The 26,432-nt window shown below is 55.1% G+C and carries 25 protein-coding genes; 15 read left to right on the top strand and 10 right to left on the bottom strand.

The window, feature by feature from the left end; all coding sequences use genetic code 11:
* Positions 1 to 320: 320 nt before the first annotated feature.
* From feoB to J1C59_RS18825, 4 genes are all read right to left on the bottom strand, one after another.
* Positions 321 to 2,645: a Fe(2+) transporter permease subunit FeoB gene (feoB, locus tag J1C59_RS18840; protein ID WP_140916958.1), complete on the bottom strand. Its 2,325-nt coding sequence runs from the start codon at positions 2,643 to 2,645 to the stop codon at positions 321 to 323.
* Positions 2,645 to 2,869 (bottom strand): FeoA domain-containing protein, encoded by a 225-nt coding sequence (locus J1C59_RS18835; RefSeq protein ID WP_128085512.1) that lies wholly within the window; start codon positions 2,867 to 2,869, stop codon positions 2,645 to 2,647. The genes feoB and J1C59_RS18835 overlap by 1 nt, the downstream gene beginning before the upstream one ends.
* 1,024 nt (positions 2,870 to 3,893) lie before the next feature.
* Positions 3,894 to 4,115, bottom strand: a complete 222-nt coding sequence (locus J1C59_RS18830) for a hypothetical protein (RefSeq protein ID WP_140916959.1) — start codon at positions 4,113 to 4,115, stop codon at positions 3,894 to 3,896.
* A gap of 1,731 nt (positions 4,116 to 5,846) precedes the next feature.
* Entirely contained in the window at positions 5,847 to 6,266 is a 420-nt protein-coding gene (locus J1C59_RS18825) for a DUF1090 family protein (RefSeq protein WP_128085513.1), read from the bottom strand.
* Between the two features lie 380 nt (positions 6,267 to 6,646).
* On the opposite strand from J1C59_RS18825, the gene J1C59_RS18820 reads away from it, so the two are divergent.
* From J1C59_RS18820 to J1C59_RS18810, 3 genes are all read left to right on the top strand, one after another.
* A complete protein-coding gene (locus tag J1C59_RS18820) occupies positions 6,647 to 6,883 on the top strand; it encodes a YgdI/YgdR family lipoprotein (RefSeq protein ID WP_128085514.1) in 237 nt (78 codons plus the stop codon).
* Between the two features lie 45 nt (positions 6,884 to 6,928).
* Positions 6,929 to 7,471, top strand: coding sequence for a YfaZ family outer membrane protein (locus tag J1C59_RS18815; RefSeq protein WP_128085515.1), 543 nt, complete (start codon positions 6,929 to 6,931; stop codon positions 7,469 to 7,471).
* Between the two features lie 110 nt (positions 7,472 to 7,581).
* Positions 7,582 to 7,884: a hypothetical protein gene (locus J1C59_RS18810; protein WP_128085516.1), complete on the top strand. Its 303-nt coding sequence runs from the start codon at positions 7,582 to 7,584 to the stop codon at positions 7,882 to 7,884.
* A gap of 51 nt (positions 7,885 to 7,935) precedes the next feature.
* On the opposite strand, the gene J1C59_RS18805 is transcribed toward J1C59_RS18810, so the two are convergent.
* A complete protein-coding gene (locus tag J1C59_RS18805) occupies positions 7,936 to 8,118 on the bottom strand; it encodes a DUF2256 domain-containing protein (RefSeq protein WP_242281400.1) in 183 nt (60 codons plus the stop codon).
* A 465-nt stretch (positions 8,119 to 8,583) separates the two neighbouring features.
* Between J1C59_RS18805 and J1C59_RS18800 the strand changes: the two genes are divergently transcribed.
* Together J1C59_RS18800 and J1C59_RS18795 are read left to right on the top strand one after the other, a co-directional pair.
* Positions 8,584 to 8,919 (top strand): hypothetical protein, encoded by a 336-nt coding sequence (locus J1C59_RS18800; RefSeq protein ID WP_140916960.1) that lies wholly within the window; start codon positions 8,584 to 8,586, stop codon positions 8,917 to 8,919.
* 267 nt (positions 8,920 to 9,186) lie between these two features.
* Positions 9,187 to 9,588 carry an H-NS family histone-like protein gene (locus tag J1C59_RS18795; RefSeq protein ID WP_128085517.1) on the top strand — a complete coding sequence of 134 codons (402 nt, stop codon included), beginning with the start codon at positions 9,187 to 9,189 and terminating at the stop codon, positions 9,586 to 9,588.
* Between the two features lie 120 nt (positions 9,589 to 9,708).
* Here J1C59_RS18795 and J1C59_RS18790 read toward each other — a convergent pair whose 3' ends face one another.
* Positions 9,709 to 11,271 carry a sensor domain-containing diguanylate cyclase gene (locus tag J1C59_RS18790; protein WP_128085518.1) on the bottom strand — a complete coding sequence of 521 codons (1,563 nt, stop codon included), beginning with the start codon at positions 11,269 to 11,271 and terminating at the stop codon, positions 9,709 to 9,711.
* 273 nt (positions 11,272 to 11,544) lie between these two features.
* Here J1C59_RS18790 and J1C59_RS18785 point away from each other — a divergent pair, with 273 nt between their 5' ends.
* Positions 11,545 to 11,955 carry an H-NS family histone-like protein gene (locus J1C59_RS18785; protein WP_128085519.1) on the top strand — a complete coding sequence of 137 codons (411 nt, stop codon included), beginning with the start codon at positions 11,545 to 11,547 and terminating at the stop codon, positions 11,953 to 11,955.
* Positions 11,956 to 12,067: 112 nt separating this feature from the next.
* Here J1C59_RS18785 and ahr read toward each other — a convergent pair whose 3' ends face one another.
* From ahr to J1C59_RS18770, 3 genes are all read right to left on the bottom strand, one after another.
* On the bottom strand, positions 12,068 to 13,084 hold the full coding sequence (gene ahr, locus J1C59_RS18780) for an NADPH-dependent aldehyde reductase Ahr (protein ID WP_140916961.1): 1,017 nt from the start codon (positions 13,082 to 13,084) through the stop codon (positions 12,068 to 12,070).
* Between the two features lie 105 nt (positions 13,085 to 13,189).
* The gene (locus J1C59_RS18775; RefSeq protein WP_140916962.1) at positions 13,190 to 15,163 is read right to left on the bottom strand and encodes a methyl-accepting chemotaxis protein; all 1,974 of its coding nucleotides are present in this window, start codon (positions 15,161 to 15,163) and stop codon (positions 13,190 to 13,192) included.
* Positions 15,164 to 15,633: 470 nt separating this feature from the next.
* Positions 15,634 to 15,930 carry a hypothetical protein gene (locus J1C59_RS18770; RefSeq protein WP_128085520.1) on the bottom strand — a complete coding sequence of 99 codons (297 nt, stop codon included), beginning with the start codon at positions 15,928 to 15,930 and terminating at the stop codon, positions 15,634 to 15,636.
* Between the two features lie 201 nt (positions 15,931 to 16,131).
* On the opposite strand from J1C59_RS18770, the gene J1C59_RS18765 reads away from it, so the two are divergent.
* Positions 16,132 to 16,308: a con-10 family general stress protein gene (locus J1C59_RS18765; RefSeq protein WP_111138321.1), complete on the top strand. Its 177-nt coding sequence runs from the start codon at positions 16,132 to 16,134 to the stop codon at positions 16,306 to 16,308.
* A gap of 54 nt (positions 16,309 to 16,362) precedes the next feature.
* Here the strand turns inward: J1C59_RS18765 and J1C59_RS18760 are convergent, their stop codons facing one another.
* Complete coding sequence (locus J1C59_RS18760) at positions 16,363 to 17,259, bottom strand: LysR family transcriptional regulator (protein WP_128085521.1); 897 nt, start codon at positions 17,257 to 17,259, stop codon at positions 16,363 to 16,365.
* Between the two features lie 199 nt (positions 17,260 to 17,458).
* On the opposite strand from J1C59_RS18760, the gene J1C59_RS18755 reads away from it, so the two are divergent.
* From J1C59_RS18755 to J1C59_RS18720, 8 genes are all read left to right on the top strand, one after another.
* The gene (locus tag J1C59_RS18755; RefSeq protein ID WP_140916964.1) at positions 17,459 to 18,583 is read left to right on the top strand and encodes an MFS transporter; all 1,125 of its coding nucleotides are present in this window, start codon (positions 17,459 to 17,461) and stop codon (positions 18,581 to 18,583) included.
* Between the two features lie 61 nt (positions 18,584 to 18,644).
* Positions 18,645 to 19,670, top strand: coding sequence for an alpha/beta hydrolase (locus J1C59_RS18750; RefSeq protein WP_128086700.1), 1,026 nt, complete (start codon positions 18,645 to 18,647; stop codon positions 19,668 to 19,670).
* 274 nt (positions 19,671 to 19,944) lie between these two features.
* On the top strand, positions 19,945 to 20,115 hold the full coding sequence (locus J1C59_RS18745; RefSeq protein ID WP_167498255.1) for a hypothetical protein: 171 nt from the start codon (positions 19,945 to 19,947) through the stop codon (positions 20,113 to 20,115).
* A 245-nt stretch (positions 20,116 to 20,360) separates the two neighbouring features.
* Positions 20,361 to 20,708: an HNH nuclease YajD gene (gene yajD / locus J1C59_RS18740; RefSeq protein ID WP_128086701.1), complete on the top strand. Its 348-nt coding sequence runs from the start codon at positions 20,361 to 20,363 to the stop codon at positions 20,706 to 20,708.
* A gap of 190 nt (positions 20,709 to 20,898) precedes the next feature.
* A complete protein-coding gene (locus J1C59_RS18735; RefSeq protein WP_128086702.1) occupies positions 20,899 to 21,237 on the top strand; it encodes a cupin domain-containing protein in 339 nt (112 codons plus the stop codon).
* Between the two features lie 641 nt (positions 21,238 to 21,878).
* Positions 21,879 to 24,206, top strand: coding sequence for an FdhF/YdeP family oxidoreductase (locus J1C59_RS18730; protein WP_128086703.1), 2,328 nt, complete (start codon positions 21,879 to 21,881; stop codon positions 24,204 to 24,206).
* Between the two features lie 209 nt (positions 24,207 to 24,415).
* Entirely contained in the window at positions 24,416 to 25,531 is a 1,116-nt protein-coding gene (locus J1C59_RS18725; RefSeq protein WP_140916963.1) for a metallophosphoesterase, read from the top strand.
* A 74-nt stretch (positions 25,532 to 25,605) separates the two neighbouring features.
* Positions 25,606 to 26,406 (top strand): MBL fold metallo-hydrolase, encoded by an 801-nt coding sequence (locus tag J1C59_RS18720; protein WP_128084290.1) that lies wholly within the window; start codon positions 25,606 to 25,608, stop codon positions 26,404 to 26,406.
* Positions 26,407 to 26,432 lie beyond the last annotated feature (26 nt).

Genomic DNA, 26,432 nt, shown 5'->3' with positions numbered 1-26,432 from the left:
GTTTTCTGCGCGGACCTGCTGAATAGGGCTGTTAACGGTAACCCGTTCGCATCTGACTGACTGAATTGACCCATGCTTTGACAAACAACGCCTGTTTATCCTGCAATACTGGCTAATAGAGACGTTTCGGTCTCTGCTCACCGGTCGGGAGTATATTTAATCTGCTCCAGGCCGGCAAAAGGTGATCGCGGTTCGTTTAACTTTGACGCACGTTGCCGGTGCAGGCGCCTCTGCACCGTCGATAACCGATCTGAACCTGAGCCCGGGGCGTGCCTGCGTCGCACGCGCTATCAGCTCGCGATGACCCTCTCAGCGCCGGATTACTGCGCCAGGCCTTGCTGTTTGTCACAACCGCCGTGGCAGCCAGTGCAACCCTCTTTCTCCTTGCCGACGATTACCGGCAGCGTTAACCGGCTACCCGCATGGCGCATTGCCAGCAGAATGATGCCGTTTATTGCCACCACGCTCAGCAGGCAGGCCGCGCTGTAAGCGGGATGACTGGCAAACGTCACCGTCTGATAAAAGAGCGTTGCCGTGGTATAGGCAATGTTCAGCCCCCAGAAAAACGAGAAGACCATCCACTTTTTACCCGCTTCGCGCGCGATGGCGCCCATTACCGATACACAGGGCACATAGAGCAGCACGAATATCAGGTAGCTGTAGGCAGCAAAACCGCCGCCAAATTTTGCCGACATCACACTCATCGGGCCGGATGCCATCTCACCGTCGCCCTTGCTGGCATCGAGGGGATGGGCCAGCGCATCGATTCTGAACGCGGCCGACAATCCCGCCCAGGTTTCTGTCAGCGCCTCTTTCAGCTCACCAGGCAGATTAAACGTCTGTGGATCAAACGCACTGCTCTGTAGCGCCTCCGTGGTGTAAAGGCTGTTGAGAGTACCGACCACTACCTCTTTGGCCATGATGCCACTGACCAGCCCTACGGTCGCCTGCCAGTTATCCTGCGTCACCCCAATCGGCAACAGCGCGGGGGTGATCACTTTGCTGGTTGTCGCCAGCGCTGAGTGGTTAATGTCATCAACCAGCTGGCCATTGAAGGTAAAGCTGCTCAGCAGACCAATCAGCATGCTCACCAGAACAATGACCTGTCCGGCCCGTATGACGAACATTTTCAGCCGCTGCCAGGTCTGCAGCAGCAGGCTTTTCAGATGAGGCCGGTGATAAACCGGCAGCGCCATGATGAACGGCGTGGCTTCGCCATCCAGCAGAGTGTGTTTGAGTATCAGGCCCGTCACAATCGCAACGACGATACCCAGCAGATAGAGCGAGAAAACCACGCTGGAACTGTGAATGTTAAAGAAGGTTGCGGCGAACACCGCAAAGATGGCCAGCCGTGCGCCACATGACATGAACGGCGCGATCAGGATGGTCAGCAGTCGCTCGCGCGGCGTATCCAGCGTGCGCGTGCCCATCACGGCCGGAACGTTACAGCCAAAACCGACAATCAGCGGTACAAAAGACTTGCCCGGCAGCCCCAGCGACTGCATCAGACGATCCATCACAAAAGCCGCACGCGCCATATAACCGGAGTCCTCCAGAAAAGCGAGGAACAGGAACATCAGGCCAATCTGCGGAATGATGGGCAGCACGGTATTGATCCCGGCCCCGATACCCTGTGCCAGAAAAACCGTCAGCCAGTCCGGGAAGTGACAGACATACCCCAGCCACTGCGCGCCGTGAATAAATATCGCCACCGAGCTGCTGTCAAACAGGGGCTGCAGCGCGGCGCCGATGTTAATCGAAAGGACAAACATCACGTACATCACGGTCAGGAATATCGGAATGCCGAGCCAGCGGTTCAGCACCACCTTATCAATCTGTTGGGTCAGCGTGGCGGGCAGCGCCTGATCGATGTTACTGACAGCGGCGCAGATGGCGCTGATGGTACGGAAACGGGAGTCGGCAATCTCTACGCCCGGATCACCCCCCGCCTGCGCCATAACGTCGGGCAGAAAAGGCAGCAGCGCCGGACAAAGTTTCTGGCTATTGATATCGCCTTCCAGTAGCTGCAGCGCCAGCCAGTAACCTTTCCGGGAGGGGATCTCAGCAGGCATCCGCTGGCAGAGTTGCGTGATAGCCGTTTCAATCGCGGCCGGATAACGAATCTGTTCTGGTGACTGATAAATATTCGGCTGGTCGATCATCGCTTTAAGCCGCGCGATGCCGTCCCCTTTTGTCGAGGTCAGCGCAACGACCGGACATCCCAGCCGCGCCGAAAGCGCCGTGACATCGATGCTGATATTCTGGCTGGCGGCGATATCCTGCATATTCAGGGCGACAATACAGGGTACGCCCAGCGCCAGCAGCTGCAAGGTCAGGAACAGATTACTCTCCAGGCTGGAGGCGTCGACGACGTTGATCACCAGGTCGGCGTTATCCTGATAGAGATACTGGCAGGCGATGCTCTCATCAATCGAACTGTCAGCGGAGAGCGTCGTCAGTGAACGGGTGCCGGGCAAATCAACGAGCCGGACATCGGACCGTGCGGTAAAAAAGTGTCCCTCTTTGCGTTCGACCGTCACACCAGCCCAGTTTCCGACCCGCTGACGGGCGCCGGTAAGCTGGTTAAACAGCGTGGTTTTGCCGGTGTTAGGATTGCCAATCAACCCGATGGTTATCTTTTTCATCAGAGGACCTCCTGCAGGAGGATGTCGGCCAAATCACGCTGGCGCACTGCCAGACTGACGCGACGGGTGCGGATCTGTACCGGGTCGCCCAGGGGGGCCACGCGGATAACATCGATGGTGGCACCCGGTAAAATGCCCATCGTCAGCAATTTCTGTCGCCAGGCGGAATTCACCGACGGCCGATAGCCAAGAACCCGGTAAGAACTGCCCATGTTTACTGTCATTCCACGCCCCGCCTCTCTGTAAGAAGCCCTTATTCTATAAATGATAAGCGTTTCGATTTTTGATCTGACATCAGGCCTGCAAAGAAAATTGCCGCCAGAGTCAACGGCAGCTCAACAGGCTATGGGGCTGAGCGGTGACAGCAGACACCGCCGTGCGGGAAGGCCGTGTTATGAAGAAGGCCGATAAAGCAGTGCTCCTGGGCCAGTATGGATATCGAAAATTATTGTATGTTAAGGATAATTTTGGCCACTCATCTGTTATATGAAGACGCAGTGGCGCCAGGCTGGTATAGGAGACATTATCAAAACGCGTAGATTGAGAGACTGGAATAGCTGTATGTTGTGTATTAATCCGACTAAAACGCCTGCGCCACTTTTCTGTTCCAGTCTCCACCCGAATAACTTCAGACTAACCGTATTATCGATATGATTAGCGACCATAGGGAAGATATCTGTATTCAGATGCAATCTTTTCTCGCTAAACCCTTTCGCCCGCCCGGTCCCGTAGCCGCTACTGAGTCCGTATTCCCCGAAATCGAAAATATAACTGGTATTGATAACGTCATTTCTCTTCACCAGCACAATGTTGTCTGCAATTCTGAAGCTCACCTTTAGCGAGTTCAGTTGCCACTGGCATGAACCGCCGCTTTCAACGGCAACCCACAGACGGCGGATATTATCGCCTTCAGGCGTACCGAAGCCGCTCAATATCGTTGTAACCAGGTATATCATGCGGTTCGTTACTCGCGTTGTAGCGGAGAGATTTGCGGTCTTAGCGGTATCGAACCTATAATGGCCCGTCGCTGTAACAAGACTTTCAGCCAGTATTTGGCTGAAAGGCCGTGACTACTTATATTTTATTTTGCTCGAAACTTATAATTTATCAAGGCTATAAAAATGCCTGTCAGCAATATTCTAATTGAATTCTTGAATGTCAGGAAGTTATCAACAGTAAAATAGTTAATTAAAAGTAAGATTGCAATTACCAGCAATGTGTTCAAAACGAATGTTTTCACCTGCGTAATTACCACCAGCAGGATAATCCGTAAGTGAAAGCACCTCCAGCTGCACCTGAAGCTGCCCCGAAAAGCCATCCAGGAACCATTCCTGTTCCCGGAACTGCTACGTATCCGGTTAATACACCACCGGATACTGCAGACTGGAACATATTCGTAGTCAAATCATTTACATTACATTGCTTGAATTTTGCAGTCATAACCTTTGCGATGTCTAGATTAATAGCCATTCTATAAGATTCTGCACCGGCTCCCGAGATATAACTTACATCTGAGATATTTAACATCCTCATAAAAAAACCCATTGATTTAAGGTGTTGTATAAATATCGCAACAGAACATCTCGTTATGTGACGAAACTCTGATTTCCATATAGTAACTTTATGATTATTAAAGTTAGTGCAAGAGTGGACCAACTTGTTTTTACCTTTAAAAGGAATGATATGACTGAAACAGACCGGCTAATGAAACTCTGACATTGTCTTCGCTTGCTGCTCTTGAGACCATTTATGAGCACCTTAGCTACAAATTTCACGCAGATGGAAGATATGCCCTGCTCTGCAGTCTGAATCAGCTATTCACAGAGCGGATATTTTATCTGAATCACTCCCCCATAATAAGGGGTACATTCAAAATGCCGCGTCAACGGCCTAACGCCGCCAGTGCTGTCAGGTCAGACGGCGCAGCAGGTTGCGGGCTGATATGGTGCTCTACCCCCTTCCTGTTAAGCCATACGGCCTTACCGCGACGATTTAGTTAATTTAATCCCGCAAGCCCCGGTGAGCGGGCTTTACGGCGCCTGCGACGTAAAGGGCGTGATTTCCGGGGCCTAGTTTTACTGTTCAGTATGAACAGTAAAACTTAGGGGATTAGTTACACCATCCATTAAAAATTACTGTAGTTACGGCCCTGCGGGCCGGGGCGGACGGCTTGTCAATGAGCACTCGGGTTTTCAGATCGGCTCCGTCTGGGGGTGCTAACCCACGGGCAGGGGCTAACAGGCTAATCGCGGTTTTAATCAGTGCTAACTTAGGGTGTTGTAACTAACCTTCACAGCTTCAGCGTTGAAACATCGGGCTTGCAGCAAATCTTCTCCTGTCATCCTTAAGGAGTGTTAATTTCTGCCGCTGACTGAACGTCCAATAATTCTGCCAGCGTCTGACTTTACTCGTCTCAGTGATAGGTTGCTGCACGATGCAGTCGCTGACTGTTTCTGTCAGGCATCGCCAGAAGATCGCTGCCGGTCTTTAACGATGATCCCGCTCTGCGCCAGATGTCACTTTGTGGCATAACCTGGTTTTACATCGTTACCTGTGCCCTTCCGCCCCTCATCACTTTCACGGTCGGGCTGAACCTTGTCACCGGGTAACGCTGACTGTCCCATCCTGCATCGCTGACCCCGGTAACCTCTCTGCAGACACAGCGATGAGATTCTTCTCTGACTGCAGGAAGATAAAACAGCTGAAATTAACCTGCAGGATAAACAAATGTTTCATTTAATATGTGTGGTTTTAACATATCGTTGAATATGACGTTTATTAAAATGCCGACTTCCATTATTTAGCAAAAAAAGACTTCGATTGTCTGACCGTGAGACGCTAATATTTTCCTGCATAGACGCACCCCGGTTTTGAATGATTTATTTGACAGCTTTGCTCATTAAGTATTTGTACTGAATACGACCACTCTTCGGAGTGGTTTTTTTTGCTCCTTGCCGTTACAAATAACCTTCAGGCTGACCGGAAAAGTATCAGACTGCCTATCCAATCTGTCATAAACCAGCGTTATCGTTATCAGAAGAGAAACTGCCGTACAGGCCTGAATTCAGTGAGGGTAAGGCGGGGCTTTAAATGAGAGCCTGCTGCTGCTCTCAGCGATTGAATCGCATACTGTGAACGACAGAAAGAGAATGGTTACGATCAGTCAGAGGCCCACAGATGGAGCCTCTGAGGATTAGGAGATTAATTCAGACGCTGAGCATCGGCCTGCGCCTGCTGCAAATCTAATTTTGCGGATTCGAGTCTGCGTTTTTTCTCTTCGACTCTGTTAGTTTTCTTTCTGATCCTGTCGGTACGCCCCTCTGCTTTTGCTTCTGCCAGCTCCTTCTGCGCGTCCTGAAGCTCAAGCTCCGCCTTTTTTACTTTCATCTCGCGCTGCGCGACATCGTGAGAAGCCCGCCTTGCCTGACGATCGTCTGAGCAATAAGTCCGTACTTTATCCTGGGCAATATTGAGCCGGGCGACGGCGGCACTGTCCCCCAGGCTTTTAGCCCGTTCCATTTTCGCTGAAATATCGGCCAGCTGGGCGTAACAGGAATCTGTCGCCGCAAACCCTGTAAACGGTAATGCGATGAGGGTTATCGCGATAATTGTCTTTCTCATATCTATATTAAATCCTTGTTAAAATAGACTGTTTAGTGTGCTTGCGCTCACTCAATATAGCGAACCGGAGAGCAGCCACAAGAGATTAATTGAAACATGAGGTTTCTCTTTTATTGCTTAATTAAGCATTGTCGTTGCTTCACACAATGAAAGTTATCATTCTATAAACTCCCTCTTTCAGGCATCGCTCTCAAATGAAATTATCAACTCCAATGGAATCCGCATTGAAAAAGGCATTAAATTTATCAATAAATCTTTGAAATTGATCCAGATCATCTTTTCCCGTATTAATAGCCGGACAGGCGCACTGTTATCATGTCGTTTAACAATCAGAGCAAATAATGCCGCATCTTCTTAAAAAGTAATGACAGGTAAGTAAAATGACATCTTCAAATTCTGGCAAAAAAATCGCCTTCGCGATTGTGATGATGACGTCCGCCCTCACCCTCTCAGCCTGCTCCAGCGATTATGTGATCTCCACCAATGACGGGCATATGATTACCGCCCACGGCAAGCCTGCCAAAGACAAAGAAACCGGCATGATCTCTTACCGCGATATGGATGGAAACACGCATCAGATGCAGCAGCGCGATGTTAAAGAGATCGTGCAAAAGTAACTGGGTCAGCCATCCTGAAATCTTATCCTGTGGAATAAATCAGCAATGAAAATGTCTGTTATCAGCCTTGGCGTACTGCTGTGCGTCTCTTCTTCTGCAATGGCGATGGGCCTGACTGCGGAACAAGGCAAAAATTACTCTGTGCTGGATGCAGAAATGGGCCGTTCATCCGGCGGGATTTATCTGGACAGCCAGTGGATCAAAAACACTTCGGATGGCGTGCAGATCGGGCAGGCGGGCACCGGCTATAACCTGGCGCTTGGCCCGCTGATGCTGACCGCAGGCGTAAAAGCGACCTATATCGGTGGGAAGAAAGGTGATGATGGCGTTGCCTTTCCTGTCGGTGGCGGCGTAAAACTCTCGCTGCCTGCTGACTTTGCGATCTACGGCGAAGGCTACTCCGCGCCGGAAGGCCTGGCCAATAGCGTTAAAAACTTTGTGGAAGCCGATGGCGGAATTAGCTGGTCGCCGCTGGGACCGCTGACGCTGAAAGTGGGTTATCGCTATGCGGGTGTCGATGGCAAAGACGGTCGTCCTGGCCATACCCTGATCGATGGCCCCTATATTGGTGGCGGCCTGACATTCTGAGGTCGGATAGCGATCCCACTTTATACCGTGAGGAAACCCGCCGACACAGCGTCCGGTTTCCTCGCCTTCCTTCCCGTCTCATTTCAGACGGGATTACTGAGAAGCAGATTATGAAAACGCTAATGCTGATGTGCTTTACTCTCTGTCTGACTGGATGCGTACAGTATAAATGGGTCAAACCCGATGCGTCAGAACAGCAGGAGACGGTGGCAGAAACGGCCTGTCAGGCTCAGGCACTGCGCGATTTACCGCCAGACAATATCGTGAGCGGCAAATACACCTCAAAAGACAGTAAGTACAAAACCACCGACACGGACTACTCGACCAGCGATGCCAATGAAAGTCAGCGTGAGATTCTGGTCAAGGATTGTATGTTCAGAAAAGGCTGGCAGCAGATAGAGGTCCAGCAATAGCTGCCTCTGTGTGACCGGGTCAGGCCACGTCCTGACCCGCACGATTAATGGTCAGGCATCAGGCTCAGCGGATGCGCCATTCTCATTTTGCTGTTTATTGCGCTGTCGCCGGCAACGTTCTGAACAGTACATCACCTCATCCCAGCACTTTTCCCATTTTTTTCGCCATGTCATCGGTTTCCTGCACGTTTTACAGTAGCGAACCGGTAACGCTTTTTTATTACCTTTAAACACGTCAGCCCTCCTGACAAAACCTTCTGCTGCGGCTGTTAAGTGTAGCGCATCACCTGTTCCGGCAAGCGGAGGAGAGATAACATAAAGTGCGTGCCCGGCACCCATGACTGCCAGATGATGGCCTTTCAGCACGCCTGCACGCTGCGTTCGTGCCGCGTCGTGTAGCGGATGAATAAACGGCGGCTGTCCATCACCGCCGGGTCTTAACGTTACTGATATATCTGATCCGATCATGGCCGGCCACGATGTGCATTACTCAGCATCAGACTCTCACAGAGGGCGCGTACGGTATCTGTCAGTGAAACCCCGCTCCCTGACAGGCTGCGGTTTACACGATAATGTGTCGTGGTGTTATTACCCACTAAGTCTGCAGGGTAACAACCAACCTCACGACATACACTCTGGTTAAAAAATTCATTGCACACGTAAATAATTTATCCGGCAACGAGGTGATTGAATGTCTGCGTGATGAGTTTCTGTCCATTTATTTTTAACCTTCCGCTTCGCCTGAACGGTAAGTACTCGCCCGCGCAGCGCGGCTTTCCAGATCGGGCTTTTTTCATCGATGACAAAATATCCGATTATCAGCAGGTTACAGATGTTCTTAAATTATCAGCGGACGATGAAATAATTTTTCGAAAGTCTGCTGCTGCTACACTCTCCGCTATTACGCTCAACGCCAGCTCTTATCCGGTTGTGCATCGTGCATCCCATTTAACCGGAGAACTCAGCAGCGTGGGATTAGCGAAGCGACAGCGCCAGACATTCGCCAAAAGGGCGATTAATCCATCACGTGACTAAATTACCCCCCCTATCAGATGCTCCTTCTTTTTGACATTTTGAGCGATGTTCGTAAAAAAAGAGTAACTTTACTTTTGTTTAAGGTGCAGACGTTAATTAGAGTTTAAACTCTCTGAGAAAGAGATTAATATGTCAGCGTTGAACTCCCGGTTCTGTATTATGATTATTCGAAGGCAAGCATTTTCAAAAAAGCAGGTCTGACGAAAAGCATCAGCGTGAACCCGCTATTCTGTATTTTATTATCTGAACATGACTATGGTGACTTTGATGAGTGACACTCTCAACAGCTTGAATAATATCCGCACCCTGCGCGCCAATGCTCGCGAGCTTGACCTTGCTGCCCTGGAAGAAATGCTTGAAAAACTGTCGGTTGTCGTCAGTGAGCGTCGTGAAGAAGCACAGGCTTCTGAAGCGGCTAACCGTGAAAAAGCAGAAAAACTGGCAAAATATCGTGAACTGCTGCTGCAGGAAGGCATCGATCCTAACGAACTGTTAAATGGCATGCAGGCTGCACCCGCAGAGAAGAAAAAACGCGCGCCTCGTCCTGCTAAATATCAGTACACTGACGAAAATGGCGAAGTTAAACAGTGGACCGGTCAGGGCCGCACGCCGTCTGCCATTAAATCCGCGATGGATGCCGGTAAATCACTGGATGATTTCCTGATCTGATACCGGTGCCCGAATGACAACCGCCTGATCGTACTCAGGCGGTTTTTTAACATCTATTTGCTGATGCTCACCGAATTTTTTGCTTAATTCCACGGCATCCTGTTAAAACCAGCCGATGGCTCACGCCTGACGATCTTCGCTTTTAACCTGATTACGCCCCGCCCGCTTAGCCCGATATAACGCCTCGTCTGCCCGCTCTATCAGCGTATTTTTCCATTCCTCTGGATCAGAGGTCAGATATACGGCGCAGCCTGCACTCAGCGTGACCTGCTTCTGCGGTAATTCCGAAGTGAGATGCGGGATAGCGAGCTGACTGACGGCAGCAGTAATAGATTCCGCAAGACTCACCGCCGCAGAGAGAGGTTGTTCCGTCAGAATAATCGCGAACTCTTCGCCACCATAACGGGCTGCAAGCTCATCTTTACGCCGGACCGCGTTTTTCAGCACTCCCGCCACTTTTTTCAGGCAGTCGTCACCGGCGACATGACCATAGTTGTCGTTATAACGTTTAAAATAATCGATATCGAACAGGATTAACGAGACCGGCTTTCCGCTACGCGCCGCGTTCTCCAGGCTTTCAGCCAGCCTTTCATCAAAATGACGCCGGTTGGCGACCCCGGTAAGCCCGTCATTGTGCGCCAGATTTTCCAGCGTACGATTAGCTGCGGTCAGTTCATCGCGTAATCGGGTCAGCTCCAGCTGATAACGCAGCGTATGCCGTGCCTGGCGCAGTACAAAGGATCCCAGCAAAAGGATTACCCCCAGCAGTGCCGCATTCAGTATCAGATCCTGAACCCAGCTCTTCAGCCAGTGAGTAAAAAGTGCATGCTTGTCATAGCCTGCGGCCACCACCAGAGGATAGCGCTGTGAGCGGACAAAGCCGAAGATGCGTTTTTTACCATCCAGCGCTGCGGTCCACTGGCCGCTGCCTTTGTCCGAATTCGCCAGCATCCGGAGGAACAGCGGACTGACTGAGAGATTTTTGCCGATGTAGCTATCCGGCATCGGGCGGGCATAAAGCACCGTGCTGTCGGCCAGCATCAGCACCAGAACATCTCCCTCGCTAAGCTCATAGTAGCTGTAGAAACGGCGAAAATAGTCCACTTTGATCGTGGCCAGTAAGACGCCCCGGAAACCGTTAAACGCATCGTTTACCCGAAGCGTAACCGGGATCACCAGCTCGTGCGTGGTACGGCTGCGCAGCACCGGGCCGACGTGCAGGTTATTGCGCGGACTGGCGCGGTGATAGTCAAAATATTCACGATCGGAATTATCAATGCCCGGTGGCACGCTGCTCATGGAGGTCGCTACCCAGGTTCCTTTGGCATCATAGTAGAACAGACCGTGCAGCTGCGGCAGACGGCTCTGCAGCAGACGCATCGTCTGGCTGAGCGCCTCGCCATCCACACCGGTCGTGATCATCTGCTTTTCCAGCTCACGCTGGACTTCACGCAAAGCGATTTCGGTCTGTAGAAACGTATCATCCGCCTGGCGCGCCTGTGATAACGACAGATTGACCGCCGTATCTTCCGCTTTACCTACGGTTTCATACCAGTCTTCACGCAGTGTCCACAGATCCAGACCAACTACAGTTGCGGTGAGTAATACGCCAGAGAGCATGATGCTTCTCAGCAGCGGTGAGATTACAGGCACCGGGCCATCATTTTTGCGGCGAAACTTCATGCCAGTCCTTAATAAACCTTTTGCACGATTTAAACACAGTTAACCGGAAGCAAGAATGCCCTTGCCCTAATTACGCTTCCATCGCGCTGATTTACACTTAGCCAGCAGATTCCGCTTAATTCCTGTTCCGGACCGGCTCAATCAGCCTCCCTGATGAAACTTTAGTAGCTAATAAAGCCAGTCCGGCGCTTCAATTATCGGGCGGGGTAATGTTACCCTTGCCTGCTGAATAATTTGCACTTAATTGATTAACTTGAGTATTTGAGGAATTTTATGAGTAAGAACCTGAACAACCTGAACAATATCCGCACACTTCGGGCCGAGGCGCGCAATATTGAGCTGGCTGTGCTGGAAGAATTACACCAGAAACTGGAGACCGTGGTAAACGAACGCCGTGAAGAAGAAAGTGCACGGGCAGCGGAAGCGCGCGCAAAAGCAGAAAAGCTGGCGTTTTACCAGGAGCTGTTAATGGAAGAGGGAATTAATCCCGCCGAGCTGGTAAATAGCCTCTCTCCAGCCGAAACCGGCAAAAAGAAACGCGCAAAGCGTCCGGCAAAATATTGCTACACGGAAGAGAACGGTCAGGTTCGTTACTGGACGGGTCAGGGACGTACGCCCTCTGTGATTAAAGACGCCATCGAAAACGGCGGGTCGCTGGATGACTTCCTGATCCCGGCGCAATAATTCCGCACCGGTTGCTCAGCCTGCTGCATCAGCGTGGCGGGTAAATAAGTGGCTGGTTAAAACGCATAAAAAAATGCCGCAGCGTGCTGCGGCATTTTATATCAGCAGATCATCAGAAATCAGCTTTCAGTACCACACGGTAATTTGCTTTACCGGCACGAACATGATCCAGCGCTTTATTGATGTCTGACATCGGGAAGTACTCCACCTGCGGCGCAATATCGGCACGCGATGCGAGTTTCAGCAGCGAACGCAGCTGACCCGGTGAGCCGGTAGATGAACCGGTGACGGCTTTGTCGCCCATGATCAGTTCAAACGCACTGACTTCAATCGGCTTCAGCACAGCGCCCACGGTATGGAACTTACCGTGCGGTGCCAGCGCCGCGAAATAAGGCTTCCAGTCCAGATCGACAGCAACGGTGCTGAGGATCAGGTCGAAACGGCCCGCCTGCTGCTTCAGGGCTTCAGGATCGCGGCTGTTAACCACCTCATCCGCACCCATATCCAGAATCGACTGCTTCTTATCCGGGGTGGAGCTGAATGCAACCACTTCCGCGCCCATCGCGTGCAGAATTTTGATCGCGATGTGGCCCAGACCACCGATACCAATCACACCGACGCGGCTGGAGACAGAGATGTTACTCATCAGCAGCGGTTTGAAAACGGTGATCCCGCCGCACAGCAGCGGACCCGCCGTTTCAGCGTCCAGTTTTTCTGGCAGTGGGATCACCCACTGCCAGTCTGCGCGCAGCTTCTCGGCGAATCCGCCTTTGTTCATGATGGTAGGCGTGCTGCCCTGATGGCAGTTAACATGCTCACCATTGATACAGGCATCGCAGTGCTGACAGCTTTTCGCCGTCCAGCCAATCCCTACACGCTGACCAACAGAGAGACCTTTGTTTTTAGCCGCTGCGCCCAGCGCAGAAACGCGGCCAATCACTTCATGTCCTGCAATCACCGGAAACTGTGAAATGCCCCACTCGTTGTCGATCATCGACAGATCCGAGTGACAGACACCACAGTACTCGACCTGGACTTCGACTTCTTCGGCTGCCAGTTCAGGGGCATCGTATTCGTAGAGTTCAAGGGCCTGGCCAGCCTGCATGGCTGCATAACTTTTGATTTTCATTCTTACCTCTGCGTGGTTAATCACCGACAAGTGTAACAACCTGACGGCGGCTTTGCCTGGCCGTTACGCTTACACCGCATTTTTTTGTCACTTTATGCTGATAAATCAGGCCTTAACCTGCGTGCCGGAAAGCGTTTGTAACACTTTAAGCTGCGCGACGGCTTCCTGCATCGCATCCATTCCCTGCGTCAGCTCGCGCAGACTGCCGAGATGCTTCGCAATGTCGGCGCGCTCGTGCCGGGTCTGCTGATTCATGGCGGCGAGCGTATCGGCCGCGCTGATGCTGCGCTCTGCCATCTGCGCGGCGGTCTGCGCTGAATCGCTGGCGACCAGACGGATACGTGAGATGGTGGAAACCGCGTCGCCGATGTTACTGGCCGTGGCTTCAGCCTGCTCTTTCGAGGAGTGCGCCAGCCGACGCACTTCGCCCGCGACCACCGCAAATCCCCGGCCCGCTTCCCCGGCGCGTGCCGCTTCAACGGCGGCGTTCAGCGCCAGAATGTTTGTCTGGAAGGCGATGTTGCTGATGCCGTGCGTGATCTCGTTGATGCCGTGGGAGATCTTTTCCAGGTCATCCAGCCCTTCATCCAGCCGCCCCTGCGCCTGCTGACTCTCGGTGGCGATGTGGCTGATGTTACGGATGCTGCTTTCGGCAAGACTCAGCGTTTCGCCCTGGCTCTGGGTGGCCGTTTCCAGCACCGGCAGAGCCTGCATCAGCGGTGTCAGTGCCTGCTGATAGTTAATCACCCGATCCAGCACCCGCGTCTGGACACTGTTCAGCGCTTCCCAGCGACGGAGTGCGCGCTGGGCGTAGTGTGCGGCATAGCCGGCATACTCAACCGGGAACTGACGCATCGCTTTGACGTCATGATTAAAGAACACCAGCGCAGAGAGCGTCTGATTGATTGGCACGCCCAGGATTTCGCCAAAACTGGAAAAACCGGCGGCGGCAATTCCCTTGAAGAAATGGGCATTCTGCAGCTGCCCGGCGTTGCCGACACGACGCAGGATACAGTCGTTCATCAGGATAGCGGCCGGTTTGCCATGCTTCGCGGTAAAGGCCTGCCACTCCTGCTGTGTCGCCTGCCGGAAATCCTTTTCCTGCATCAGGTAAAGCCGATCGCCAAACTCCAGATCGCAGAAGAAGGTGACGCCGCCCGGCCCGATTTTGGCGATAGAGCGAATAAAGAACTCACCGCCGACTTTGACGCCAAAGGTTAACCCCTTCAGGCGGTCAGTAAGTTGTGCTTCAGTGCAGCTGAGATAGTCACACAGCGTCGCCACAAACGGCTGCTGCTGGCCGTTGCTGTTAAACACGGAGGTGACGCTGCGCGCGATCGGATCCGCCTCGGCAATCAGCCAGCTCTGGTCGCGTGGCGTAAAGTTCTGGCTTTTGAAAGGCGCAAAGGATTTTCCGGCGGCCATCTGACAGAAGATAATCACGGCCTTGCCCTGCAGCACCCGGCCACCGGTACCAATCCAGGTGCCATCAAACGTGATTTTGCCGCCCGCTGAGCCGCCAATCGCCAGGCAGGGGAAGCGGCCGCTGTTGTACCAGGCCTGCATCAGAAAACCTTCTGAGGCTGAAAGACCATCGCAGTAGATCATGGCGAACGTGCGATCGGCCGAGAGCGGCAGGCGGACCTGCAGTCGCATCAGCTCCTGCTGAATAGCCGTGATGCGCTGGCTGGCGGTCTGTGTGTCGCTGACGTGCAGATCGACGATATGCGTCTCATGACGGGCAATCAGGCTGTCCGGCAGCCAGAGGTAACTTCCCTCCGGGCCGTCTCCGTCGCAATAGGTGCTCTGCGCCCGGCTGCTGCTCAGCGCACCGTTGGAGGAGAGCGTCAGCACCGTCAGGCTGGCAGAATTGAAGCGCTGCCACGCCTGGCTGACCCGCTGAAAATCCGCCTCAGGCGGCACAAAGGTCATCAGGATCCCGCCCGCGCGTGAACTCAATCCAATCGCGCTCAGTGAATCCGGCAATGCACGACAATCCCAGGTGCCATTGGCGGGCTGGCTGCGTCGGCGGACACGGGAAACAGGCAGGCATCGTTTGATCGTCTTCAGGATCGACATATTATTATTTTCGCTTTTATCTGAGTAATCTGCGCCGAAGTCGGCGCTTTCTGGTGTGTGTGAAGAGAGGGCTAAAGGCAGGTCCGTTCGCATTCAGAACTCGGCGATGAGGGTCGGGGTCGTCAATGATCGACGTGTTCAGCGCCAATGGGTTATCGCCAGCAGTGCGAAAACCTTTAGCGATTGCTGCAATCAGTTTAATGCCTGAGTTTGTTGCACATCTGTAGCAGTAAATATGTTCAGATGCCGATTATGTAGACGATATCCGCCTGAGCAGGTCACACTTTTTACAGTTTGCGGGGAGGAGGAAAACGGGCAGATTTCTGAGCACAGAATCCGATACGAAGGCGGGGCGCCTCAGAAGCAGGCATCAACCCGTGTTTACCGTGACGTCTCTGCGGCAGAGAATGAAGCGGGCGCAATCGGAGCGCGATTATCGCATCCGGACGCCCCGGCGGTAACGGGCGGGTTTACCCGCCCTGCTGTTCGTGCCAGTGCCGCTCGCAGCGCTCACGCGCTTCGGCAGGCAGATCGCGCAGATCCGGCAGCGTATCTCCGGAGCCATAGCCCATCGATCCGGTCGCTTCCTGCTGTTCATCCTGTGCGGCGAAGGTGAGCGTCTCCTCCAGCGGCTGCCAGTCATTACCCTGCTGCCGGTAGATCACCGCATGGGTAGGCGTCTGTGCATCTTCACCATAGATTTCATATTTCTGCTTCTGATCATCAGAACCCAGTTCCAGAGTGTCGATTAAGGTTGCATCGGCCATAACGTTCTCCTTTTTCTTCAGGCCTTTAAGCGTAGTTTATCCGCCGCTCTCCCGCCGCCAAGAAACGCGGACGCAAGAAAAAAAGCAGCCTTATCAGTGACGTCGCCTTCAGGATTTGCATAACCGAAGCGGAAGGCTATGCTTCCTGCTGTGACTAGCTAGTCCTTTTTATCTAACGGAACATTGATATGAGGTCTTCCTATGACACAACAGAAGTACAGAGGTGGTGCCGGCAATTTTGCCAACGATCCAGAACGTGCGAGTGAAGCTGGCAGTGCAGGAGGCAAAGTCAGTGGGGGCAATTTCAAAAATGATCATGAAAAAGCCAGGGAAGCCGGTCGGAAAGGGGGCAAAGTCAGTCGACGTCCTTCTAAGTAATTCTGAATAAAGCGCTTTAGGAAGTTTTACGCCATGGAGTGGCATCTTCCGCCTTCACGCTTTCTCTTTGAGCCGCAGCGCCTCCCTGACCAGCGCAAAGGCCGGTGAGTGCTGTTTGCGGCTGGGATAATAGAGGAAATAGCCGGGAAAGGGCTGACACCAGCGCTCCAGCACCCGGACCAGCGTGCCCTGCGCCAGCCCGTCAGCAAACTCCTGTTCCGGCAGGAACGCAATCCCCTGTCCGGCCAGCGCCGCTTCGGCGATGTGAGCCGACGTATTAAACGTGAGCTGCCCGTCCACCCGCACATTCAGCGGACCCTCTTCTCCGTCAAACTCCCAGACGTACAAGCCGCCAGCCGATGCCTGCCGCATGTTAATGCAGTTGTGCTGCAGCAGATCGTGCGGAACCTGGGGAGCGGGATGACGCCGAAAGTAGTCGGGCGTAGCCACGGCGGCCATCCGTAAGGGTGGGCTGATCGGCATCGCGACCATATCTTTGTCAATGGTGTCGCCCAGTCTGACACCCGCATCGAACCGGTCGGCCACGATATTACGAAACCCGTGACTGGCGTCGAATTCGAGCCGGATATCGGGATAGTCCGCCAGCAGCGGCGTCAGCGCTGGCAGCAGCAGCGTGCTCAGAACATGCGGACCACAGGTGATACGCACCGTTCCGGCGGGCTTGTCGCGCATCGCGGTCAGCATATCCAGTTCCGCTTCGATCTCATCGAACCTGTCGCCGATAGCCTGCAGCAGCCGCTCACCCGCCGCGGTGGGGGAAACGTTGCGGGTCGTGCGGGTCAGCAGCCGGATCGCCATCCGGTTTTCCAGCGCCGTAATCGTCTGGCTCAGCGCAGGCTGAGTGACGCCCAGCAGCGCCGCTGCACGGGTAAAACTCCCTTCACGCGCCACGGTAACAAACGCCTGCAGATCGTTCATATTGCGCTTCATGCTGCCCATCCCCTCTGCGATTAATAAGCTGTGGTTATAACCTCATTAAGGTTTCATTAGCTAGTCAATATAAACCGAAACCGTAAGATTGCCTGCATCTGCCACCGCAATTATTGAAACAGGAAAGATCATGACGACTGATGACACCCTCAGCGCCGCCCCTCAGCAGAATAAAGCGCACTGGAGCGGCGTCTGGGCGATGACGCTCTGTGTCTTCACGCTGATCGCCTCGGAGTTTATGCCGGTCAGCCTGCTGTCGCCCCTGTCGCAGGATCTCCGGGTCAGCGAAGGCCTGGCCGGACAGGGTATTGCGATTTCAGGCGCACTGGCGGTGATCACCAGTCTCTCGATAACCCGACTCGCCGGTCATCTCGATCGCAAAATCCTGTTGCTGACGCTGACGCTGCTGATGGCCCTGTCCGGCCTGATCGTGGCGCTGGCACCCGACTATCTGACCTATATGGCTGGCCGGGCGTTAACGGGCGTGGTGATTGGCGGATTCTGGTCGATGTCTGCCGCGGTCGCTATCCGGCTGGTACCGGCTGAGCAGGTGCCGCGCGCACTGGCCATTTTCAACGGCGGGAATGCCCTGGCGACGGTGATTGCGGCGCCGCTGAGCAGCTATCTTGGCGCGGTGACTGGCTGGCGGGAAGCGGTTTTCAGCCTGGTCCCGGTGGCGCTGATCGCCCTGCTCTGGCAGGCAATCGCGTTGCCGTCGATGCCGGTTGACCGCGCGCGGCCGCGCCGCCAAAGCCTCCTGAAGCTGCTGCGCGCGCCGCGCGTCAGATCGGGACTGGCCGCCTGCGGCCTGCTGTTTATGGGCCAGCTCACCCTGTTTACCTATCTTCGCCCGTTTCTGGAAACCGTGACGCAGATTGAGGTTTCCACGCTGTCGCTGGTGCTGCTGACCCTGGGCGCGAGCGGATTTATCGGAACGGTCATTGTCGGGGCGGTTTTACAGCGTGGATTCTATTTCACTCTGATGACCATCCCGCTGGTGATGGCAGCCGTGGCGGTACTGCTGATCCTCTCCGGCCATCATCTGTGGTGGGTAGCGCCACTGCTCGCAATCTGGGGGCTGGTGGCCACCGCCGCGCCGGCCGGATGGTGGGCCTGGGTCGCCCGTGCCTTTCCGGACAACGCAGAGTCTGGCGGCGGGCTGATGGTTGCCATCGTCCAGCTGTCGATCGCCGCAGGTTCAACGCTGGGAGGAATCGCTTTTGACCATGCGGGCTGGCAGACCACCTTTGCCCTCAGCGCCCTACTGCTGATCCTGGCCGCCGGGCTGGTGACGATCACTGCACGCCTGGCCCGCATGACCTGATTACTGGTTTTTAACCGGGCACGCCGTTGCCCTCCTGTCGTCAACCCCTGAGGATCGTGTTATGAGAGCATTAACCCTGCTGTTTGGCCTGTTGATCAGTGCCTTTGCGGCCAGCGCGGCCGATATGTCGCGCGGAGCCGATAACTTTTATCAAAGCGATAAGGTGACCCGCGAAAAGGTCAGTTTTAAAAATCAGTATCAGATGGGCGTAACCGGCACGCTGTTCCGGCCGAAAACGGCCAGTCAGACTGCGCGTCTTCCGGCGATTGTAGTGGGCCATCCAATGGGGGCAGTGAAAGAGCAGAGTGCCAGCCTCTACGCGCAGAAAATGGCGGAACAGGGCTTTGTTACCCTGGCCATCGACATCTCATTCTGGGGCGAAAGTGAAGGGCAGCCGCGTAACGCGGTTGCGCCGGATATCTATGCCGAAGACTTCAGCGCCGCCGTGGACTACCTGGGTACCCGCGATTTTGTTGACCGCAACCGGATTGGGGTACTGGGGATCTGCGGCAGTGGCAGTTTCGTCATCAGCGCCGCGAAGCTTGATCCACGCATGAAAGCGATTGCAACCGTCAGCATGTATGACATGGGCGCAGCTAACCGCGACGGGCTGAACAAAAGCCAGACGCTGGCGCAGCGTAAACAGATCCTTGCGGCGGCCGCAGAGCAGCGTTATGTGGAGTTTACCGGGGGGAAAACGGCGTACACCGGCGGCACGCCGCATAACATTGATGCGGATTCGTCACCTGTGGCAAAAGAGTTTTACGACTTTTACCGCACGCCCCGCGGTGAGTTCACGCCGAAGGGCAGCTCCGCTGCGCTGACCACGCATCCGATGCTCACCAGCAACGTGAAGTTCATGAACTTCTATCCGTTCGATGACATCGAAACCCTCTCTCCGCGGCCGCTGCTCTTTATTACCGGCGATCAGGCGCACTCACGCGAGTTCAGCGAAGTGGCCTATCAGCGTGCGGCAGAACCCAAAGAGTTATACATCGTGCCTGATGCGGGCCATGTCGACCTCTACGATCGCACTGACCTGATCCCGTTCGACAAACTGACCCGCTTCTTCAGGCAGCATCTGTAGTTCGGCCCCCTCTCCTCCGCCCGCCTGCGGTTATCTGCTGGCGGACGGTTCCGGCTGCGACCGCGCCGGGTCAGAAAGTGCTTTCTCCGTCCACAGAACCGTGTCAGCCCGTGCTCTGCCAATGAGCCGGGTGCCGATGCGGCTGTTCGCCCCCACCCGGTTGTGACCGCCCCGCTCCCATTCAGCGAACCAGACTGAAGGAAACGCCTCGTACCGGGCAAGCAAAACAGGGATCCCTGACTATCCTGAAAGAAAGGATAATTATCAGGAGAGAATGATGAAATTTTTCTACTTCGTTTCGCTTATCGCCTCTGCGCTCTATTTGCTGGTGTTTCTGCCCAAACTTCGCACCCGGCGCGAACCTATTGCCTACTGGGGCTGCTGGACTTATCTGGGGGCTAACGCCATCTTCTGGGCGGTTTATGGCGTTCTGCATTACATTTAGGGCAGGATGTCCGGCAACGCGGTAAATCCTGCCTGTATCAACACCATCGTCATGATAAATCAGGCCCGGAAATACAAAGATCGCCGTTATCCGGCCTCGCGCTGACGACATCGTGCTTCCGCGCCGCGCAAGGTAAACAGTCGCCGGAAATTCCCGCACGGCAGCAGTAGTTCTCCTTCTGCTGCCTTGTGCGATATAGTGGCAGCACTATCGTGAACATCTCTGCATAACAGGTAACATCGGCAATGGCTCTGATTCCAAAAAACTATTCGCGGCTGGAAAGTGGCTACCGTGAGAAAGCCCTTAAAATCTATCCGTGGGTCTGCGGACGCTGCTCGCGCGAGTTTGTCTACTCCAACCTGCGCGAACTGACGGTGCATCACATCGATCACGACCATACCAACAACCCGGAAGATGGCAGTAACTGGGAGTTACTCTGTCTCTACTGTCACGACCACGAGCACTCGAAGTACACTGAGGCCGATCAATATGGTACCCGCGTGGTTGCCGGCGAAGATGCCCAGAAAGATGTGGGCGAAGCGACCTATAACCCGTTCGCTGACCTCAGATCGAGGCTGAATAGTAAGAAGTAACGCCTGCGCCTGCTGCCTGTCAGACGCGTCATGGTCTGACAGGTGCCATCCCGTCCTGAATCCGCGATCCCCTGCTCACCCTGTGACGATCTCGCTGTTTTCATAACGTCTGTGCTGCCAGCAAGCCTGACAGGATGAACAGCCCGGCGCTAACAGACTCATCCCACACTGTCAGAGACGGAGCAGAATTATGATCGCTAAAGAGAACGCAGAACACTACAACTGGGGCGATGGCTGCGATGGCTGGTACCTGATGAACCGTCCGGATATGCTGATCATTCATGAGAAAATGCCGCCCGGCACCGGTGAGAAAAGACACTTTCATGCGTCGTCCCGGCAGTTCTTCTTTGTGCTTCAGGGTGTGCTGACGATGGAACTGGATGGCACCCTCCACGATATCGCTGCGCAGCAGGGTATTGAGATCCCGCCACAGTCGAAGCATCAGGCCCGGAATAACCGCGATGAACCGGTGGAGTTTCTGGTGATCTCCCATCCCACGACGCGGGGAGATCGCACCGACGTTTCCTGAAGGTGAGCCGGACAACGGCTGAGGCCATGACGGCTGCATCCGACCCGCCTTCTGCCTGTTCAGGCCGGTTTATCCGCAACGCTTTATCCGGCGATCAGCGCCACCGGGTCTCACCGATCGGCCAGAGCCTTATTTGGCTGCCTGACGCGGATAACAATAAACCGAAGCCGGGCATCTCATCTGCCGTTAAATAACGCACTGAACAGAACGTGCGGTAATTACCCGCCGTTATTTACCACTCATCTTCTGCGCTATCCTGTCTTCGTTACGCTAATAACGCTTGCCGGGCCACCGGTTTACGTTAATGCGCGGATAACAGGAGCCTGGCCGAAAGCTATTCCCGAGCCATAAATAAGGATACTCCGGAATGTGGCTTTTAAAACAGACAATTAGCTTCACGCCGCCTGTCGCGTCGCATAACTCTTCACCACGTCTGAAACAATTTCCGGCAGACCGTTCCGGTTATTTCCCCGTTAAACCCGTAAGCGATTTTTCTTATTTCGTGCTTCCGTTATGCCAGCCATGGCCCATCGAAACATTTTGAGAAAGATTTTCGGTAAATATTAGTCAGAACCCACGTCGCTATGCGTTTTTCTGTACCAGGCTTAACCCATAACAAAATAGAGACAATGTGGAGCATTATGAAAGAGCAAAATCGCACAAAAGGCATCGCACCCTATCGGGGTGCGGCTGGCGGCTGGGGTGCCTTAAAGGCCGTGGCCGACGCGATCCGCGGCCAGATGGCGGTAAAACAGGATGTGATCGCCCTGTTCAAAGTTAATCAGCCTCAGGGCTTTGACTGTCCGGGCTGTGCATGGCCCGACCCGCAACACGCTTCCTCTTTTGAATTCTGTGAAAACGGGGCAAAAGCCGTTTCATGGGAAGCCACCAGCAAGCGCACCACACCGGAGTTTTTTGCCGCACACAAGGTGAGCGAGCTGTGGGAACGCAGCGCCCTGCATCTGGAGGGCGAAGGCCGTCTCACCCATCCGATGAAATATGATGCCGCAACCGACATCTATCAGCCCATCGAATGGGAAACCGCATTCCGGGAGATTGGGGAGCATCTGCGCAGCTATGATGACCCGCATAGCGTGGAGTTCTACACCTCGGGCCGCGCCTCGAATGAAGCGGCGTTTTTGTGGCAGCTCTTCGCCCGCGAGTATGGCACCAATAATTTCCCCGACTGTTCGAACATGTGCCACGAGCCGACCAGCGTCGGACTGCCGGAGTCGATCGGCGTCGGTAAGGGCACGGTCGAACTGGAAGATTTCGATCACTGCGATCTGGTGCTCTGCATCGGCCACAACCCCGGCACTAACCATCCGCGCATGCTGGGCACGCTGCGGGAAGTCTCTAAGCGTGGGGCGACAATCGTCGCAATTAACCCGCTGCGGGAACGCGGCCTGGAGCGCTTCACCTCGCCGCAGAGCCCGATCGAGATGCTGTCCATGAGCTCGACCGAGCTGGCTTCGACCTACTACAAGGTGCGGGTCGGCGGCGATGCGGCGATGCTGAAAGGGGTGATGAAAATCCTGCTCAGCATGCACGAAGAGGCGCTGAGCGCGGGCAAACCGGGTGTGATCGACGAAGCGTTTATCCGCGAACATACAAGAGGCTTCGATGCGCTGAAAGCGGATCTGGAAAGCACCGACTGGGCGCATATCCTGAAAGTCTCCGGCATGGCGCGTGAAGAGATTCAGCATATTGCCCGTCTCTACGCCAGCGCGGAACGCACCATCATCTGCTACGGCATGGGGATTACCCAGCACCAGTACGGCACCCAGAACGTACAGCAAATCGCGAACCTGCTGCTGATGCGCGGCAACATCGGTAAACCCGGTGCGGGCATCTGTCCGTTACGCGGTCACTCCAACGTGCAGGGCGACCGCACGGTCGGTATCACCGAGATCCCGCCACAGTCGCTGCTCGATAACCTGGAGAAAGTGTTTGGTTTTCGTCCGCCGCAGAAGCATGGTCATGGCGCGATTGAGGCGATCAAGGCGATGCGCGATGGCAAAGCGAAAGCGCTGCTCTGCCTCGGCGGCAACCTGGCGGAGGCGATTTCCGATCCGCAGGTGACCTTCCCGGCGATGCGCAACCTCGATCTGGTCGTGCATATGGCAACCAAACTGAACCGATCACATCTGCTGCTCGGCAAGCACAACTATCTGCTGCCGGTGCTCGGCCGGACCGAGACGGACATGCAGGCAAGCGGCGCACAGAGTGTAACCGTGGAAGATTCGATGTCGATGGTGCATGCCTCGCGCGGCTCACTGGATCCGGCGTCGCCGCATCTGAAATCAGAACCGGCGCTGGTGGCTTCACTGGCCAAAGCCACGCTGCCGGACAGCGTGGTGGACTGGTCAGCCATGGTCGCCGACTACAGCCGCATCCGCGACGCGATTGAGGCGGTTTTCCCGGCGTTTGAAAACTTTAATGAGCGGATCCAGCATCCCGGTGGCTTCCGGCTCTACAATGCGGCGTCGGAGCGCGTCTGGCTGACGCCTTCAGGCCGTGCCGAATTTAAGGTGATGCAGGGCATCAATGAAGATCCCCGCTCGCTGAAATGCCACGATCTGGTGCTCACCACGCTGCGCAGCCATGACCAGTACAACACCACGCTGTACGGGCTCAATGACCGCTATCGGGGCGTGACGGGCCGTCGCGATGTGCTGTTCATCAACGGTGAAGAGGCGGAAAAACGGCAGGTGCGGAGCGGTGACCGTGTCGATCTGGTGGCGCTGGATCCGGAGGGTAATCCCACCTCGCGCCAGATGAAAAACCTGACCATCGTGATTATCGATATGGCACCGGGTTCGGTTGGCGCTTACTACCCGGAAGCCAACGTGATGGTTCCCATCGACAGTCACGATACCAAAAGCGGCATCCCGGCGTATAAAAGCATTCCGATCGCCATGACGCGCGTAACTGAAACGACTGAACCCACGTCGGGCATGTTACGTTAATACCCTGTGATGTCAGCGTGACCAATCGCCCGGTCACGCTGTTTTCTTCTGCACTACCCTCCTCTTTTTCTGCATTCTTCCCTTAAGCACAGCGCGTGAAGCATCGCCTGCCCTGGCATCGTATACACTACAAAGCGAAACACCGCTTTTATGCACGATCATCTCTTTACTGCCTGCGCTGATGCTTGGCGCCCTACCGGAAGATTGCCATGTTTCACCTGATTTTCAGCTTACCCAGCTGGTATGTAATTGTGCGCGTTATTATTCCTTTGTCTCTGCCTCTGGCCCTGAAGATCCTGCTCTCCGCGCTGGTGCTGCTAGCTTCGCAGTATCTGCTGGTGAGTCGCTTCACCTCGGGCGGCCTTTTTTCCGCTGAAATGCCCCGCATGCTCATTATTCTGTTTAACTGGGCCTACAGCACGGTTCTGCTGCTGGCGCTGTTACAGATGCTGATGGATGCCGTGATGCTGCTCGCCCTGCTGCTGCGTCACCCGCTGGAGCTGGCGCCCGGCGTGCGTTATCTGGCCACCGGGCTGGCGATGGTGCTGGCGGTAGTCGGGGTAGAGCAGGCCATCCGGGTTCCGCCGGTGAAAGAGGTGACGCTGGTGTTACCTAACCTGCCCGCGGAGTTTGAGGGTTATCAGCTTCTGCAGCTCACGGACCTGCACATCACCCGGCTGTTTAATGCCGCCTGGACCCGCGCGATGGTGGCGCGGGCGATGTCCCTGAATGCCGATCTGATCGTGGTAACGGGCGATGTAATCGATGGCAGCCTGGCGCACCGGCGGCAGGATGTGGCGCCGCTGAGCGGGCTTGCTGCCCCTGACGGCGTCTGGGCGATTACCGGCAACCACGAATATTTCTTTCATCAGGCGATCTGGACGGCGCATCTGGCATCGCTGGGGCTGCAGCCGCTGCTTAACCGCCATAACGTTATCCGCCGCGGCGACGCGAAGCTGGTGCTCGCCGGTCTGCCGGATGCCTCCGCGCCCGGCAGAAATGCGACCGGGCCCGATCTGGCGCACGCGCTGGCCCAGGCACCGGACGACGCGCCGGTGATCCTGCTGGACCATCAGCCCCGCAATGCCCGACAGAACGCGGCGCAGGGGGTGGATGTCCAGCTCTCCGGCCATACGCATGGCGGCCTGATTATCGGACTGGATCGGCTGTTTGCGAAGCCTAATGCCGGGTTCGTCTCCGGGCTTTATCAGGTCGACGGGATGCAGCTCTATGTGAATAACGGCACGGCGCTCTGGCCCGGCATGGCGGTCCGGCTGGGCCGCCCCTCAGAGCTGACGCGGATCACTCTGCGTCGTCAGCCTTAGTAGCGTCACGCCCGATGATGGGTGGGCGGTTTCCGCCGGGCGGCATAAGCTTGAGTGAGATAAAGGAGATCACTATGACCATGTTATGTACCGCCTGCGGCACCGCTTACCCTCTTCAGGCCACCTATCCGCACTGTAAAATCTGTGAGGATGAGCGCCAGTATATCCCGGCCGACGGTCAGCACTGGATCGCGCTGGACGCGCTGCGCGCCAGCCATGCCAACCAGTGGAAGGCGCACAGCGACACGCTGCTGAGTATTAAAACCGTGCCGGCCTTTGCCATCAACCAGCGCGCCTTTCTGCTGCGCACCCCGCACGGCAACGTGCTCTGGGACTGTATTGCCAATCTGGATGACGCCACCTGCACCCTGATCACGGCGCTGGGCGGCATTGATGCGATAGCGATTTCGCATCCGCACTACTACACCACCATGCAGGAGTGGGCCGAAGCCTTTAACGCGCCCATTCATCTGCACGCCCGCGATCGGCAGTGGATTGTGCGGGAGAGTCCGCATATCCGCTTCTGGGAGGGGGAATCACTGACGCTGATGCCGTCTGTCACGCTGATGCGGCTGGGCGGACATTTTCCCGGTGGCAGCGTGCTGCACTGGGATGAGCATGGCGGCGTCATGCTGGCGGGTGACATTATTCAGGTGACGCCGGGCGCCCATGGCGCGTCGTTTATGTGGAGCTATCCCAATATGCTGCCGCTGTCGGCCGCGACGGTAGGCGATATTCTGCATCGGCTTGCCGGCGTGAAGTTTGATCGGCTCTACGGGGCTTTTGACGGTCAGGATATGCGTCAGGAGGCTAAAGAGAAGGTTATGCGGTCGGGCGCGCGTTATCTGGCCTGTCTGCGGGATCATCAGGCGTAGCGGGATGGGTTGACAGAAAGAACAGC

The sequence above is a fragment of the Pantoea deleyi genome (assembly GCF_022647325.1).
Lineage (GTDB): Bacteria > Pseudomonadota > Gammaproteobacteria > Enterobacterales > Enterobacteriaceae > Pantoea > Pantoea deleyi.
This window is presented reverse-complemented; position numbering and strand designations above follow the sequence as displayed.

What these genes read in the sequence shown, in the direction of transcription:
- J1C59_RS18815 (WP_128085515.1), top strand. Translation starts at nt 6,929, where the DNA reads ATGAAAATGTCTGTTATCAGCCTTGGCGTACTGCTGTGCGTCTCTTCT.
- J1C59_RS18750 (WP_128086700.1), top strand. Translation starts at nt 18,645, where the DNA reads ATGAGAGCATTAACCCTGCTGTTTGGCCTGTTGATCAGTGCCTTTGCG.
- J1C59_RS18785 (WP_128085519.1), top strand. Translation starts at nt 11,545, where the DNA reads ATGAGTAAGAACCTGAACAACCTGAACAATATCCGCACACTTCGGGCC.
- J1C59_RS18790 (WP_128085518.1), bottom strand. Translation starts at nt 11,271, where the DNA reads ATGAAGTTTCGCCGCAAAAATGATGGCCCGGTGCCTGTAATCTCACCG.
- J1C59_RS18725 (WP_140916963.1), top strand. Translation starts at nt 24,416, where the DNA reads ATGTTTCACCTGATTTTCAGCTTACCCAGCTGGTATGTAATTGTGCGC.
- J1C59_RS18775 (WP_140916962.1), bottom strand. Translation starts at nt 15,163, where the DNA reads ATGTCGATCCTGAAGACGATCAAACGATGCCTGCCTGTTTCCCGTGTC.
- J1C59_RS18830 (WP_140916959.1), bottom strand. Translation starts at nt 4,115, where the DNA reads ATGGCTATTAATCTAGACATCGCAAAGGTTATGACTGCAAAATTCAAG.
- J1C59_RS18720 (WP_128084290.1), top strand. Translation starts at nt 25,606, where the DNA reads ATGACCATGTTATGTACCGCCTGCGGCACCGCTTACCCTCTTCAGGCC.
- J1C59_RS18765 (WP_111138321.1), top strand. Translation starts at nt 16,132, where the DNA reads ATGACACAACAGAAGTACAGAGGTGGTGCCGGCAATTTTGCCAACGAT.
- J1C59_RS18810 (WP_128085516.1), top strand. Translation starts at nt 7,582, where the DNA reads ATGAAAACGCTAATGCTGATGTGCTTTACTCTCTGTCTGACTGGATGC.
- J1C59_RS18735 (WP_128086702.1), top strand. Translation starts at nt 20,899, where the DNA reads ATGATCGCTAAAGAGAACGCAGAACACTACAACTGGGGCGATGGCTGC.
- J1C59_RS18760 (WP_128085521.1), bottom strand. Translation starts at nt 17,259, where the DNA reads ATGAAGCGCAATATGAACGATCTGCAGGCGTTTGTTACCGTGGCGCGT.
- feoB (WP_140916958.1), bottom strand. Translation starts at nt 2,645, where the DNA reads ATGAAAAAGATAACCATCGGGTTGATTGGCAATCCTAACACCGGCAAA.
- J1C59_RS18770 (WP_128085520.1), bottom strand. Translation starts at nt 15,930, where the DNA reads ATGGCCGATGCAACCTTAATCGACACTCTGGAACTGGGTTCTGATGAT.
- J1C59_RS18825 (WP_128085513.1), bottom strand. Translation starts at nt 6,266, where the DNA reads ATGAGAAAGACAATTATCGCGATAACCCTCATCGCATTACCGTTTACA.
- J1C59_RS18795 (WP_128085517.1), top strand. Translation starts at nt 9,187, where the DNA reads ATGAGTGACACTCTCAACAGCTTGAATAATATCCGCACCCTGCGCGCC.
- J1C59_RS18755 (WP_140916964.1), top strand. Translation starts at nt 17,459, where the DNA reads ATGACGCTCTGTGTCTTCACGCTGATCGCCTCGGAGTTTATGCCGGTC.
- J1C59_RS18745 (WP_167498255.1), top strand. Translation starts at nt 19,945, where the DNA reads ATGATGAAATTTTTCTACTTCGTTTCGCTTATCGCCTCTGCGCTCTAT.
- ahr (WP_140916961.1), bottom strand. Translation starts at nt 13,084, where the DNA reads ATGAAAATCAAAAGTTATGCAGCCATGCAGGCTGGCCAGGCCCTTGAA.
- J1C59_RS18730 (WP_128086703.1), top strand. Translation starts at nt 21,879, where the DNA reads ATGAAAGAGCAAAATCGCACAAAAGGCATCGCACCCTATCGGGGTGCG.
- J1C59_RS18820 (WP_128085514.1), top strand. Translation starts at nt 6,647, where the DNA reads ATGACATCTTCAAATTCTGGCAAAAAAATCGCCTTCGCGATTGTGATG.
- J1C59_RS18835 (WP_128085512.1), bottom strand. Translation starts at nt 2,869, where the DNA reads ATGACAGTAAACATGGGCAGTTCTTACCGGGTTCTTGGCTATCGGCCG.
- yajD (WP_128086701.1), top strand. Translation starts at nt 20,361, where the DNA reads ATGGCTCTGATTCCAAAAAACTATTCGCGGCTGGAAAGTGGCTACCGT.